We start from the raw sequence: 12,237 nt of genomic DNA, 5'->3' as shown, positions 1-12,237 counted from the left end.
CCCTGGTGTCACCTGCGCCGACACCCCATGACACTCCCCGTCCCGGCGAGTGCCCGAAATCGGCCCGATCGAGGGAAAGGTCACACGGAATCCCCCTCCTGCGGCCCTGCGAACGGGCGCTAACCTGCGCACATGAAGGTCCCGCCCGAAGGGCTCCCCCTCGCAGCCGAGTTCCCGGCCGCGCACCGTGAGCAGTGGCAGCAGCTCGTCCAGGGCGTGCTGCGCAAGTCCGGTGCCGAGCCCGAGGACGGCCCCGCCGCCGAGCAGGCGCTCACCACCCGGCTCCAGGACGGGCTGAGCGCCCACCCGCTGTACACCGCCGAGGACACCGCCGCCGCCCCGGGCTACCCGGGCTTCCCGCCGTTCGTGCGCGGCAGCCGGCCGCAGGGCTCCGCCGTGGCCGGGTGGGACGTCCGCCAGCGGCACGCCGACCCGGACCGCCGGCGCACCAACGAGGCCGTGCTGGCCGACCTGGAGCACGGCGTGAGCTCGCTCTGGCTGGAACTCGGCGGCGCGGGCCTCCCGGTGGACGCCCTGCCCGAGGCACTGACCGGGGTGTACCTGGACCTGGCCGCCGTGGCGCTCGACGCCGGACCCGAATTCACCGACGCCGCCGAGCAGTTGTTCCGGCTGTACGAGGAGCGCGAGGTCTCCCCCGGCGCCGCCGCCGGCAACCTCGGCGCCGACCCGCTCGGCCTCCAGGCGCGCACCGGTCAGAGCGCCCGCACCGGGACGCTGCTCGCCGAGGCCACGACGCTGGCCGCCCGCTGCGCCGCCGGGTACCCCGGCCTGCGCGCGCTCACCGTGGACGCCCTCCCGTACCACGAGGCCGGTGCCTCCCCCGCCCAGGAGCTGGGCTGCTCCCTGGCCACCGGCGTCGCCTACCTGCGCGCGCTGACCGCCGCCGGGCTCTCCGTGGACGACGCGCTCGGCCAGCTGGAATTCCGCTACGCCGCGGACGGCGACCAGTTCCTCGGCATCGCCAAGTTCCGTGCCGCGCGCCGCCTCTGGGCCCGGGTCGCCGAGGTCTCGGGGGCCGGCGCGGCGGCCTCGGCGCAGCGTCAGCACGCCGTCACCTCCCGGGTGATGATGACCGCCCGCGACCCGTGGGTGAACATGCTGCGCACCACCATCGCCTGCCTGGCCGCCGGGGTCGGCGGCGCCGACTCCGTCACCGTGCTGCCCTTCGACAGCGCGCTCGGCCTGCCGGACGCCTTCGCCCGCCGGATCGCCCGCAACACCCAGGCGATCCTGCTGGAGGAGTCCCACCTGGCCCGGGTGATCGACCCGGCCGGCGGCTCCTGGTACGTCGAGCAGCTGACCGAGGAGCTCGCGCGGGCCGCCTGGGCCTGGTTCCAGGAGATCGAGCGGGCCGGCGGCCTGCGCGCCGCCCTGGAGGCCGGCCTCATCGGCGAGCGGATCGCCGCGACCTGGGCGGAGCGGTCCGTGCGGCTCGCCAAGCGGCGCGAACCGATCACCGGCGTCAGCGAGTTCCCGCACCTGGACGAGCAGCCGCTGGTCCGCGAACCGGCCCCGGCCGCGCCCGGCGGCGGGCTGCCGCGGGTGCGCCGCGCCGAGGCCTACGAGGCGCTGCGGGACCGCTCGGACGCCCGGGTCGCCGTCGACGGCGCCCGCCCGGCCCTCTTCCTCGCCTCGATCGGCAACGCCTCCGCGCACACCGCGCGCACCACCTTCGCCGCCAACCTGTTCCAGGCGGGCGGCATCGCGACGGCCTCGGCCGAGTCCGTCGACCCGGCGGCCTTCGCCGAGGCGTTCCGGGCCTCCGGCGCCACCGTCGCCTGCCTCTGCTCCAGCGACGCGCTGTACGCCGAGCACGCCTCGCCCGTGGCCGAGGCGCTCAAGGCGGCCGGCGCCAGGCGGGTGCTGCTCGCCGGACGGCTCGGCGAACTCCCCTCCGGAGTGGACGAGTTCATCTTCGCGGGGGGCGACGCGATTGCCGTCCTGACCTCCCTCCTCGACCAGATCACCGGTGCGGACGGCACCGACGAGACCAAGGTGGCGGCCCGATGATCCCCGACTTCACCGGCATCGGGCTGGACGGCGGCGCGGGCATCGCCGACGGCGCCGTCAGTGACGACCAGTGGCAGGCCGCCTGGCGGCAGTCCACCGGCAAGGACGTCGACGAGCTGCTCTGGGACACCCCCGAGGGCATCGGCGTCAAGCCGTTGTACACCGGCGCCGACCTGGCCGGCCTGGACTTCCTGGAGACCTACCCGGGCATCGCCCCGTACCTGCGCGGGCCCTACCCGACCATGTACGTCAACCAGCCCTGGACCGTCCGCCAGTACGCGGGCTTCTCCACCGCCGAGGAGTCCAACGCCTTCTACCGCCGCAACCTCGCGGCCGGCCAGAAGGGCCTGTCGGTCGCCTTCGACCTGCCGACCCACCGCGGCTACGACAGCGACCACCCGCGCGTCACCGGCGACGTCGGCATGGCGGGCGTCGCCATCGACTCGATCTACGACATGCGCCAGCTGTTCGACGGCATCCCGCTGGACAAGATGTCCGTGTCGATGACCATGAACGGCGCCGTGCTGCCGGTCCTCGCGCTGTACATCGTCGCGGCCGAGGAGCAGGGCGTACCGCCCGAGAAGCTCGCGGGGACCATCCAGAACGACATCCTCAAGGAGTTCATGGTCCGCAACACCTACATCTACCCGCCGCAGCCGTCGATGCGGATCATCTCGGACATCTTCGCGTACACCTCGCAGAAGATGCCCCGGTACAACTCGATCTCCATCTCCGGCTACCACATCCAGGAGGCCGGTGCGACGGCCGACCTGGAGCTCGCCTACGCCCTCGCCGACGGCGTGGAGTACCTGCGCGCGGGCCTGGACGTGGGCCTGGACGTGGACGCCTTCGCGCCGCGGCTGTCGTTCTTCTGGGCGATCGGCATGAACTTCTTCATGGAGGTCGCCAAGCTGCGCGCGGCCCGGCTGCTGTGGGCCAAACTGGTCAAGCAGTTCGACCCGAAGAACCCCAAGTCCCTTTCACTGCGCACCCATTCGCAGACCTCGGGCTGGTCGCTCACCGCCCAGGACGTGTTCAACAACGTCACCCGCACCTGCGTGGAGGCGATGGCGGCGACCCAGGGCCACACCCAGTCGCTGCACACCAACGCCCTGGACGAGGCACTCGCCCTGCCCACCGACTTCTCCGCCCGCATCGCCCGCAACACCCAGCTGCTGCTCCAGCAGGAGTCGGGCACCTGCCGGGTGATCGACCCGTGGGGAGGCTCCGCGTACGTCGAGAAGCTGACCCACGACCTCGCCGCGAGAGCCTGGGAGCACATCCAGGAGGTCGAGGCGGCCGGCGGCATGGCCAAGGCCATCGACGCGGGCATCCCCAAGCTGCGCGTCGAGGAGGCCGCCGCCCGCACCCAGGCGCGGATCGACTCCGGCCGCCAGCCGGTGATCGGCGTCAACAAGTACCGGGTGGAGAACGACGAGCAGATCGACGTGCTCAAGGTCGACAACTCCTCGGTGCGCGCCCGCCAGATCGAGAAGCTGCGCCGGCTGCGCGAGGAGCGCGACGAGACCGCGTGCCAGGATGCGCTGCGCGCGCTGACGGCGGCCGCCGAGGCCGGTCCGCGGCGCGGCGGCTCGCTGGACGGCAACCTGCTGCACCTGGCCGTCAACGCGGCCCGCGCCAAGGCCACCGTCGGCGAGATCTCGGACGCCCTGGAGAAGGTGTACGGCCGCCACTCCGGCCAGATCCGTACCATCTCGGGTGTGTACCGAGACGAAGCGGGCCCGTCGGCCTCCCTCCAGCGCACCCGCGACCTGGTCGAGCGGTTCGAGCGGGCCGAGGGCCGCCGACCGCGCATCCTGGTCGCCAAGATGGGGCAGGACGGCCACGACCGCGGCCAGAAGGTGATCGCCACCGCCTTCGCCGACCTCGGCTTCACGGTGGACGTCGGCCCGCTGTTCCAGACCCCGGCCGAGGTCGCCCGCCAGGCCGTCGAGGCGGACGTCCACATCGTCGGCGTGTCGTCGCTGGCCGCCGGGCACCTGACCCTGGTGCCCGCGCTGCGCGCCGAACTCGCGGCGGCGGGACGGGAGGACATCACCATCGTGGTGGGCGGGGTCATCCCGCCGCAGGACTTCGACGCCCTGTACGAGGCCGGCGCGGCGGCGGTCTTCCCGCCGGGAACGGTCATCCCGGACGCGGCGTACGACCTGCTGAAGTCCCTGGCGGCCGATCTCGGCCACGAGCTGTGATCGCCTGATCCCATGCCTCCGCGGACGATCGACCTCGACAGCTACGTGACGGGTGTCCTGGACGGCTCGCGCGCCTGGATCGCGCGCGCCGTCACCCTCGTCGAGTCCTCCCGGCCCGACCACCGCGTGCTCGCGCAGCAGCTGCTCCAGCGGCTGCTGCCGCACGCGGGCGGCGCCGTCCGGGTGGGCATCACCGGGGTGCCCGGTGTCGGCAAGTCGACCTTCATCGACTCCTTCGGCACCATGCTCACGGGTCAGGGCCACCGGGTCGCGGTCCTCGCCGTCGACCCGACGTCCAGCCGGACGGGCGGCTCCATCCTCGGCGACAAGACCCGGATGGAGCGCCTCGCCGTCGACCCCGCCGCATTCGTCCGGCCGTCCCCGACCTCGGGGACGCTCGGCGGGGTCGCCAAGGCCACCCGGGAGTCCATGGTGGTGATGGAGGCGGCGGGCTACGACGTCGTCCTCATCGAGACGGTGGGCGTCGGACAGTCCGAGACGGCGGTGGCGGGGATGGTCGACACCTTCCTGCTGCTCAGCCTGGCACGGACCGGCGACCAGCTCCAGGGCATCAAGAAGGGCGTGCTGGAGCTCGCGGACGTCATCGCCGTCAACAAGGCGGACGGCCCGCACGAGACCGACGCCAAGGCGGCCGCCCGCGAACTCGCGGGCGCGTTGCGGCTGCTGCAGCCGCCGGACGCCGCCTGGACGCCGCCCGTACTGACCTGCAGCGGCCGCGACGGCGCCGGCCTGGACGTCCTGTGGGAGCGGCTGCAGCAGCACCGCAAGGTGCTGGACGCGACGGGGGCTCTGGCGGCGAAGCGCAGGGAACAGCAGGTCGAGTGGGTCTGGGCGATGGTCCACGACCAGCTCTACGCCCGGTTGCACGAGAATTCGGAAGTGCGGCGCCTGACCCCCGAGTTGGAGACTCAGGTCCGCGCCGGCACCCTTCCGGCGGGACTGGCGGCGCAGCGGATCCTGGACGCCTTCTTCGGCTGACTCAGAGCGTGCAAGTCGAGCGCCGTGCCCCCCCCCTGCGTGGGGCACGGCGCTTCGTCCGTTGCGGGGTACTCGAACCACACCACCTTGCCCGTCGCCGTCGGGTGCCACCCCCACGCGGCCGCCAGCGCCTCCACGAGCAGCAGACCCCGCCCGTTCGTCGCCTCCTCCCCGGAGCACTCCCGGCCCGGCAGCCCCACACCCCGGTCGGCCACCTCCACCCGCACCCGCCCGCCGCGCCGGAGGACGGTGACGACACATCGGTCCTCCGTGTGCACCAACGCGTTGGCGATCACCTCACTCGCGCACAACTCAAGTTCCTCAAGGGCGACTTCGGAGAGCGACACGCCCCACTCCCGCACGATCGCCACCACCAACCGCCGCGCCCCCGGCACGGCGCCGGGCCCCGGCGGCTCCCCCCACTCCATCGGGACAGGAAACCGGGCATTGCTCAATGGACTGATCACCACGTGCACACTCCAAGCCAGCCAGGCGTACAACTGCCAGCGAATGGCCACTCGTCGGTGTCTCAACAGTCGCCGAGACACCGACACACAGCCAATTCCTCACGTTCAGTAAACGATCCATCACAATCATGAGACCATCGATCATGCGGTGTTCGCATATGGATATGCGAGCACCGCATCAGGCCTCTTCAGTTGGTGCGGTATTGCTCGTAGCCTTGGGTGGAGTGTTGAACTGGAATTCAGAGGTCATCCGGGAAGCATCTCGGGCGAGGGACTACGGCAAGATCATCGAGCTGACTCGAACCCACCAGCGCATGACGCAGGCGCAGCTGGGCCGGACGTGCGGGATGTCGCAGTCGGCTATCTCCCGACTGGAGAAACGAGGCGCCCACCCCTACGCCATGGACATCCTGCTGAGGGTCTCGCAGCACCTGGGAATCCCAGCAGCCCTCCTCGGACTCGCCGAATCCCCGGCCCGAGTACGAATCGGAACTGAGAGCGTGGATAGGCGTCAATTCTTCGGAGCGGCCGCAGCAGTTGCCGTATCGCCCGCGCTGGCCACCGCCATCGACTGTGCAGACAAGGCCGAGCAGCGGGCCTCCTCGCTTCGGCTTGTCACGACGTCCTACCGTCGCTTGGACGGATCGACGCTCTCCCGCGAGCTCGCGGAGGCTGTCCGACCACATCTACGGCTGATCCAGGGCCTCATTGGTGCAGCCCCGACCGATGCTCATCGGATCAGGCTCGCCGCCGTCGCGAGCGAGGCAGCGAGCCTGGCTGCTTGGCTGGCCTGGGACACAGGAGACAACGGATCAGCACGCTCGTTCTACGGAGCGGCCATCAAGGCCGCTCGGTCGGGAGCGAATCCCCTCCTTGCCGCTTATCAGATGGGGAGCCTTGCACAATTCGAGGCCCACGCCGGCAATGGAGCCATAGCACTCGGCCTCACAAAGCGAGCCCGCGGATTCCTGGATCCCGAGTCCCCCACCCTTGCCGACGCATGGCTGTCAGCTGTGGAGGCGCTCGGACACGCAGCCTCAGGCGATCAGCGCAGTTGCGACCGCGCACTGACGCTCAGCCGAGCTGGTGCCAATGCCAGCAATCACGGACAACCTCCGCCTTGGCCATGGGTATTCACGTTCGATGAGGCCAAGGTCGCCGGCTTCAGGGTGGCATGTGGCGCCAGTCTCGGACTCCCCAGGTGGGTCTCGGACAGCGCTGGACCTGCCCTCGCCACTGGTCACGCGAAGCAGCGTGCGCTCCTGATGCTGGACCTCGCGGCAGGACGGCTTGCCGCAGGGCAGATCGAAGCAGCATTTGCGCTCGCGGCAGAAGCTCTGAAGACCGGCCTCCAGTACCGTTCAGGGCGAATCATCGAGCGGAGCCGCGCACTTCGACGGTCGCTCAGCACCTCCTCGCTACCCAAGGTCGTGAGGGAGTTCGATGACCGTCTCCACGGCGTCTACCTCTAGGAAAGGACAGCTATGCGAATCGGGATCACGGGGCACCGAGGGCTGACGGCCGAACTGGAGGCGCAGGTCCGGCAACTCCTCGAAGACGCCCTCCCGAGCGAGGACCCCTCCACCCTCACCGTCGTGTCCTGCATCGCGGACGGGCCGGACTCGTGGTTGGCGGAGCTCGCACTCAAGCGCGGAGGACGGCTGGAGGTCATCGTCCCGGCGGACCAGTACCGGGACGGGCTTCCGGCGCGGCATCACCCCGTCTACGACCGCCTGTTCAACTCTGCCACCGCCGTACACCGCACCGGCCACCTGGAGTCCGACGAGACCGCCCACCTGGCCGGCGGTGAACTCCTCATCGACCACATCGACAAGCTCGTCGCCGTCTGGGACGGCCTACCGGCCCGCGGCCAGGGCGGCACGGCGGACGTGGTCGCACACGCTCGCCGGCGCGGCGTGCCGGTCGAGCTGCTCTGGCCGAAGGGCGCGCACCGGTAGCGGCGGTCAGGCGGGACGGACCGCCGCTACGGCGTCGGTGTACAACCCGGTGGTCAAGTCCCCCTCCTCCACGCCGAGTTCCTCCAGCACCGCACGGACCGCGGCGAGCGCCGATCCGAGATCGGCCTCGCCCACGGCTGCGGTCTCCACCTCGATGAACGTGGCGTCCCCCAGCTCGGGCACGCGCACGAGCGTCGCGAGCAGCCGCCGGCCCCCACGGCCGAACTCGTAGTTGCGGCAACGCTTCTCGAACGCGATGCGCGGCACGAAGCCCAGCCCCCGGACGATCTCGTGCAACGCAGCGGCATCCTCGACCCTGGTCTCGGCCTCCGGCTTCGACCCGGACTCCTCGTCCACCCGGGCGCCCTTGTACGTCAGCACGGTGCGGGTGTCGTCCTGGCCGTGCACGGTACGGATCCGCAGCTCACGGTCGGCGCCCATCAGGCTGCCGTCCGGCGCGTCGTAGTACGTGTCCCGGTAGACCTCGGCACGGCCGATGCCGTACCGCTCCTCCAACTGCTTGAGCACGCCTTCCGGATCCCGCACGACCGCCTTGAGCTCCGCTTCGATCGCCATCCCAGCTCCCTCCGTCAGATCACACGCTCACCGCTGTCCACCATGGCATCGAACTGCCGGCACCAGCCCCGGTACAAGGGACCGTGCGGAGCGGGCAGCACCTTGTAGGTTGCCGACTGGTGTCCTTCCCAATCCGCGTCGAAGGATCCCACGAAGAGCGTGCGATCCAGCCTGATGACCCGCCACACCGGCACCGTCCGGTACAGGTACACCTCGACCCGCGCGCAGTCGGAAAGCTCCCGAAGTCGAGCTTCCGCGAGTCGGATGCCCCCGGCGAGCGAGGCGGTGGATTCTCCGATCTCGGCAGCTCGGCGCTCAGCGGCCGGCGATTCCGGATCAAGGAGCAGCACCCGTAGACGGGGGGCCGGGCCACCATCGCGGTCCAGATGCTGGCGGAGCAAGGAGTCCCGCAAGGCAAGGAGACCAAGACCGCGTACGGCCAGGACGTCCAGTTCGGCTGCCGATCTCGCCGCCCGTTGGATCTCGGCGGACGCCGATGCCTGGTCGCTGTACACACGGACGATCTCGGGAAAGGCTGCCAGGTCGAAGGCAGATCCGGGTGTACGTCGGCCGTCCGAGCGTGGCGCCAGCCCGAGGAGTCGCCGCGCATCATCGGGAAGGTTGAGCCCGTCGGCGATTCGCTCGAAGACGTCCAACTTCGTCACCAGCCGACGGCCGTTGAGGATCTCATTCACCCGGCCTTGCGTCATCCCCACCTGGACCGCCAATCGGGCCTGACTCGCACCGCTGTGGTGCTGCACGTAGCGGAACAGGGCGGCCACGTCGCGATCCCCCAAGGCACACCGAACCTGCTCGTTCTGCCAGGCAAGGTCAGCGAGCCTGATCGGTTCGAGTGCTGTGCCCATGAGGCGAACCTCTCGTCAGTCGATCCATCCCACAGTGAGATTACCGCTTGGGTATCGGCACTCACGTTCAGTGACACGATCCTTCATGTGTGACCTGCCAAGGAGCCCCCAGTGGCACTGAGGCGAACTCCGCTGTCCCACAACGGTCATGGCACACCAGCCCCACGAACGACAGGATCAGGCGCATGACCACTCCGTTTCCCAAGCCCCCGCGTCCCCCCGCGCCGCCGGGGCCCGGGCCGGACATGCCGGTGAGCGGACCGGCCGACAGCAGCACCACGACGACCATCACGACCAGGTAGGAGAATCCCATGGGATGGGGCCTCGGTAAGGACGGCAGCTCCGGCGGCGGTACCGGTGCCAACGACGGCGGTCAGGGCAAGCACGCGGGCAACAAGGACTTCAACACCACCCCGCAGAACCAGGACCACCAGTCCGGAAAGTCCGACAGCAAGCACGGCAAGGACAAGGACGACGACCGCAAGTGACCGACAGCCGGAACAACCTGGAGCAGGTCGGCACCGCCGGCCTGCTCCAGGCCGTCTCCCACCACCTGGGCCATGACATGGCCCCCGAGTGGCGCAAAGCCGCCGAAGCGACTCCGCGCCACCGTTTCCTTCCCGACCGGATCTGGCTGAGCAGCGACGGCGACGAGTTCGCGCTCTGCGATCGCGGGCACGATCCCGAACGGTGGTTCGCCGCCGCCTACGCGGACGGCCCCGTGGTGACGCAGATCAACGACGGGCAGGAGGTGGACGACCTGTCCGACGCCCTTCCGTCCTCCTCGGCCTCTGCTCCGTCGATCGTCTTCCAGATGCTCGAACTCCTCGGCCTCGAACCAGGAATGAGAATCCTCGAAATCGGCACCGGCACGGGGTTCAACGCGGCGCTCCTCTCCCACCGGCTGGGCGACGTCAACGTGACCACGATCGAGATCGACCCGGATGTCGCAGAACTCGCCCGTGCCAACCTCACGGCCAACGGCTACGCGCCGACCTTGATCTGTGGCGACGGGAGCCAGGGCTGGGACGCCGGCGCGCCGTACGACCGTGTGATGGCCACCTGTTCGGTGCGAGAGGTTCCCTATTCCTGGATCAACCAGTGCAGGCCCGGCGGAGTCGTCCTCACTCCCTGGTGCGACGACTGGAGTCACGGTGGGCTGCTCCGCCTGACCGTCACCGACGACGGGACGGCCACCGGCCGCTACTCCCCCGACAGCGCTTTCATGCTGATGCGCACCCAGCGCCTCGACCTCCGCCTCTTCCGCGACGTCGTCCTGGACGAGCACGTACCGACGGAGTCCACGACCACCCTCGACCCGTGGGCCGTCGCCGATTCCGCCTTCGAAACGCAGTTCGCCCTCGGCCACCGCCTCGGCGACCTCTGGTACGCCTGGCACCACGACCCGGAGGTCGAGGGCGTGGCGACCCGCCTCTGGGTGGCCACGACCGACGGCGACTCCTGGGCGGCCGTCGACTGGGACGGCGCCGAGAACACCGCGCACTACACCGTGTGGCAGCACGGCCCGCGCCGGCTCTGGGAAGAGGTCGAAGCCGCTCACCGGTGGTGGCTCGACAACGACCGCCCCGGGCCGGACCGGCTCGGCTTGACCGTCACGCCCGAGGGGCACACCGCCTGGCTCGACCACCCGGCGAACGGGTGGCCCTTGGGAAGGCCCTCGTGACGCCGGAGCGCGGTGCCCCACCTGTCCGTGGGGCACCGCGCTCCGTGTTCTCCGGAGAGTCCGGGCTCGGCCCGGAGGCTCGGTCCGGGCCGAGCGGCCCGGCTGTCAGGAGTACGCGCCCGTCAACACTGCGCGAATGAGCAACGCGAAGGAGGCCGTGCCGTCGTGTCGCAGACAAGTCCCGCTCAGCCCCGGCGGACGGCCTGGCGGGTGCGGCGGGCGAGGCGGTGGGCGCGTTGGAGGGCGACGAAGGCGGGCATGGAGTCGGCCTGGGTGAGGCGGTACTTGAGGCGGAGCTGGGGGCTGAGGCCGGCCTGGGCCTCGGGGCCGATGGCCCGGAGGAGGCGGGTGACGTGCTGCTGGTAGGCGGCGCGGTAGGCGCGGTCGCCGTCGGGGACGGTCCAGAAGAACATCGGGATCTCCTCGACCAGGCAGTTGCGGTCGTAGGCGCGCAGGTGGTCGGCGAAGACGGGTTCGGGGCGGGCGACGAGCCACTCGCGGACGAGTTCCATCGAGCGGACCCGGTCGACGACGCCTCGCGGGTCGGTCTTCTTCTGGGTGATGGAGAGGTCGCCGTCCTCGCGCACGCGCCAGTGGTAGATCGGGTCGGTGAGGACGTCGACGCGTTCGGCGAGGAAGTGGTGGGGCACGCTGACCGGGGCGTCCTCGTACAGGATGCCCTCGGGGTACAGGATGCCCGCGCCGTCGAAGAAGGAGCGCCGGTAGACCTTGTTCCAGGCGGTGCGGTCGGTGACCAGGGCGGGCAGTTCGCTGACGTGGGTGCGCAGCCGGGTCTCGTGGAACGGGCGGCGGTGTGCGTGGGAGGGGCTGAGGCCGGTGGTGCGCAGGCGCAGCGCGTTGCCGGCGGCGAAGTCGGAGCCGGTCTCGTCGAGGGTGCCGATCATCAGCTGGTAGGCGTGCGGCGGCAGGGTGTCGTCGCTGTCGACGAAGGCCAGGTACTCGGTGCCGGGGGTGAGGTGGCGCCAGCCGGTGTTGCGGGCGGCGCCGAGGCCCTGGTTCCGCTGCCGGACCAGTCGGAAGCGCGGGTCCCGTTCGGCGTACTCCTCGGCGATGGCGGGGCCGTCGTCGGTCGAGCCGTCGTCGACCAGGACGCACTCGAAGTCCTCGAACGTCTGGGCCGCGATCGAGTCCAGGCACTCCCCGAGGTAGCGCTCGACGTTGTAGATCGGGACGACGAGGGAGAGACGGGGGGCCATCGCACGGCCTTTCGCTCAGGAGCGGACGGGCCGGGCGGCCGTCGACCGCCGGTCACCGACAGTGGCCCGAGCATACGGACCGTATGCGACCCGTGGGCGAACGCCGGGTTGAATCGAGCGAGCGGATCGGTGCATCCATCGGTCCGTCGGCCGTCTCCGACGGCGACCCGCCCGCACGGGCGGCCCCTTGGGGCGCAAGGGGAAGGCCCCGGACCGCCCGACCGGTCCG

Annotated in this window: 11 protein-coding genes; 7 read left to right on the top strand and 4 right to left on the bottom strand. The window is 70.7% G+C overall.

Annotated elements, in window-relative coordinates; all coding sequences use genetic code 11:
* Nucleotides 1–132 precede the first annotated feature (132 nt).
* From ACIQOV_RS08130 to meaB, 3 genes are read left to right on the top strand one after another with little or no spacing between them, the layout of a single operon-like run.
* Entirely contained in the window at nucleotides 133–2,031 is a 1,899-nt protein-coding gene (locus ACIQOV_RS08130) for a methylmalonyl-CoA mutase family protein (protein WP_401046221.1), read from the top strand.
* A complete protein-coding gene (scpA, locus tag ACIQOV_RS08125) occupies nucleotides 2,028–4,241 on the top strand; it encodes a methylmalonyl-CoA mutase (RefSeq protein ID WP_401046219.1) in 2,214 nt (737 codons plus the stop codon). The genes ACIQOV_RS08130 and scpA overlap by 4 nt, the downstream gene beginning before the upstream one ends.
* Before the next feature lie 12 nt (nucleotides 4,242–4,253).
* Nucleotides 4,254–5,240, top strand: a complete 987-nt coding sequence (gene meaB / locus ACIQOV_RS08120; RefSeq protein WP_401046216.1) for a methylmalonyl Co-A mutase-associated GTPase MeaB — start codon at nucleotides 4,254–4,256, stop codon at nucleotides 5,238–5,240.
* On the opposite strand, the gene ACIQOV_RS08115 is transcribed toward meaB, so the two are convergent.
* Nucleotides 5,171–5,758, bottom strand: a complete 588-nt coding sequence (locus tag ACIQOV_RS08115; RefSeq protein ID WP_401046214.1) for an ATP-binding protein — start codon at nucleotides 5,756–5,758, stop codon at nucleotides 5,171–5,173. The two genes, meaB and ACIQOV_RS08115, sit on opposite strands and share 70 nt — an antisense overlap.
* A 77-nt stretch (nucleotides 5,759–5,835) precedes the next feature.
* On the opposite strand from ACIQOV_RS08115, the gene ACIQOV_RS08110 reads away from it, so the two are divergent.
* A complete protein-coding gene (locus ACIQOV_RS08110) occupies nucleotides 5,836–7,179 on the top strand; it encodes a helix-turn-helix domain-containing protein (protein WP_401046211.1) in 1,344 nt (447 codons plus the stop codon).
* A gap of 12 nt (nucleotides 7,180–7,191) precedes the next feature.
* Complete coding sequence (locus ACIQOV_RS08105; protein ID WP_401046208.1) at nucleotides 7,192–7,665, top strand: hypothetical protein; 474 nt, start codon at nucleotides 7,192–7,194, stop codon at nucleotides 7,663–7,665.
* A 6-nt stretch (nucleotides 7,666–7,671) separates the two neighbouring features.
* Here the strand turns inward: ACIQOV_RS08105 and cyaB are convergent, their stop codons facing one another.
* Together cyaB and ACIQOV_RS08095 are read right to left on the bottom strand one after the other, a co-directional pair.
* Nucleotides 7,672–8,241, bottom strand: a complete 570-nt coding sequence (gene cyaB / locus ACIQOV_RS08100) for a class IV adenylate cyclase (protein ID WP_401046205.1) — start codon at nucleotides 8,239–8,241, stop codon at nucleotides 7,672–7,674.
* A gap of 14 nt (nucleotides 8,242–8,255) precedes the next feature.
* A complete protein-coding gene (locus tag ACIQOV_RS08095) occupies nucleotides 8,256–9,107 on the bottom strand; it encodes a helix-turn-helix domain-containing protein (RefSeq protein WP_401046203.1) in 852 nt (283 codons plus the stop codon).
* Nucleotides 9,108–9,418: 311 nt separating this feature from the next.
* Here ACIQOV_RS08095 and ACIQOV_RS08090 point away from each other — a divergent pair, with 311 nt between their 5' ends.
* Together ACIQOV_RS08090 and ACIQOV_RS08085 are read left to right on the top strand one after the other, a co-directional pair.
* Nucleotides 9,419–9,595, top strand: coding sequence for a hypothetical protein (locus tag ACIQOV_RS08090; protein ID WP_401046201.1), 177 nt, complete (start codon nucleotides 9,419–9,421; stop codon nucleotides 9,593–9,595).
* Nucleotides 9,592–10,791 (top strand): methyltransferase domain-containing protein, encoded by a 1,200-nt coding sequence (locus ACIQOV_RS08085; RefSeq protein WP_401046198.1) that lies wholly within the window; start codon nucleotides 9,592–9,594, stop codon nucleotides 10,789–10,791. Before ACIQOV_RS08090 ends, ACIQOV_RS08085 begins: the two co-directional genes overlap by 4 nt.
* Before the next feature lie 185 nt (nucleotides 10,792–10,976).
* Here ACIQOV_RS08085 and ACIQOV_RS08080 read toward each other — a convergent pair whose 3' ends face one another.
* Nucleotides 10,977–12,008 (bottom strand): glycosyltransferase family 2 protein, encoded by a 1,032-nt coding sequence (locus ACIQOV_RS08080; RefSeq protein ID WP_401046195.1) that lies wholly within the window; start codon nucleotides 12,006–12,008, stop codon nucleotides 10,977–10,979.
* Nucleotides 12,009–12,237: the final 229 nt, after the last annotated feature.

This window comes from Kitasatospora sp. NPDC091257 (genome assembly GCF_044757675.1).
GTDB lineage: Bacteria > Actinomycetota > Actinomycetes > Streptomycetales > Streptomycetaceae > Kitasatospora > Kitasatospora lactacystinica.
This window is presented reverse-complemented; position numbering and strand designations above follow the sequence as displayed.

Bases quoted from the DNA above. Each gene is read 5' to 3' on its own strand.
- ACIQOV_RS08105 (WP_401046208.1), top strand. From the start codon at position 7,192: ATGCGAATCGGGATCACGGGGCACCGAGGGCTGACGGCCGAACTGGAG.
- ACIQOV_RS08090 (WP_401046201.1), top strand. From the start codon at position 9,419: ATGGGATGGGGCCTCGGTAAGGACGGCAGCTCCGGCGGCGGTACCGGT.
- ACIQOV_RS08080 (WP_401046195.1), bottom strand. From the start codon at position 12,008: ATGGCCCCCCGTCTCTCCCTCGTCGTCCCGATCTACAACGTCGAGCGC.
- meaB (WP_401046216.1), top strand. From the start codon at position 4,254: ATGCCTCCGCGGACGATCGACCTCGACAGCTACGTGACGGGTGTCCTG.
- ACIQOV_RS08130 (WP_401046221.1), top strand. From the start codon at position 133: ATGAAGGTCCCGCCCGAAGGGCTCCCCCTCGCAGCCGAGTTCCCGGCC.
- scpA (WP_401046219.1), top strand. From the start codon at position 2,028: ATGATCCCCGACTTCACCGGCATCGGGCTGGACGGCGGCGCGGGCATC.
- ACIQOV_RS08095 (WP_401046203.1), bottom strand. From the start codon at position 9,107: ATGGGCACAGCACTCGAACCGATCAGGCTCGCTGACCTTGCCTGGCAG.
- cyaB (WP_401046205.1), bottom strand. From the start codon at position 8,241: ATGGCGATCGAAGCGGAGCTCAAGGCGGTCGTGCGGGATCCGGAAGGC.
- ACIQOV_RS08110 (WP_401046211.1), top strand. From the start codon at position 5,836: ATGAGACCATCGATCATGCGGTGTTCGCATATGGATATGCGAGCACCG.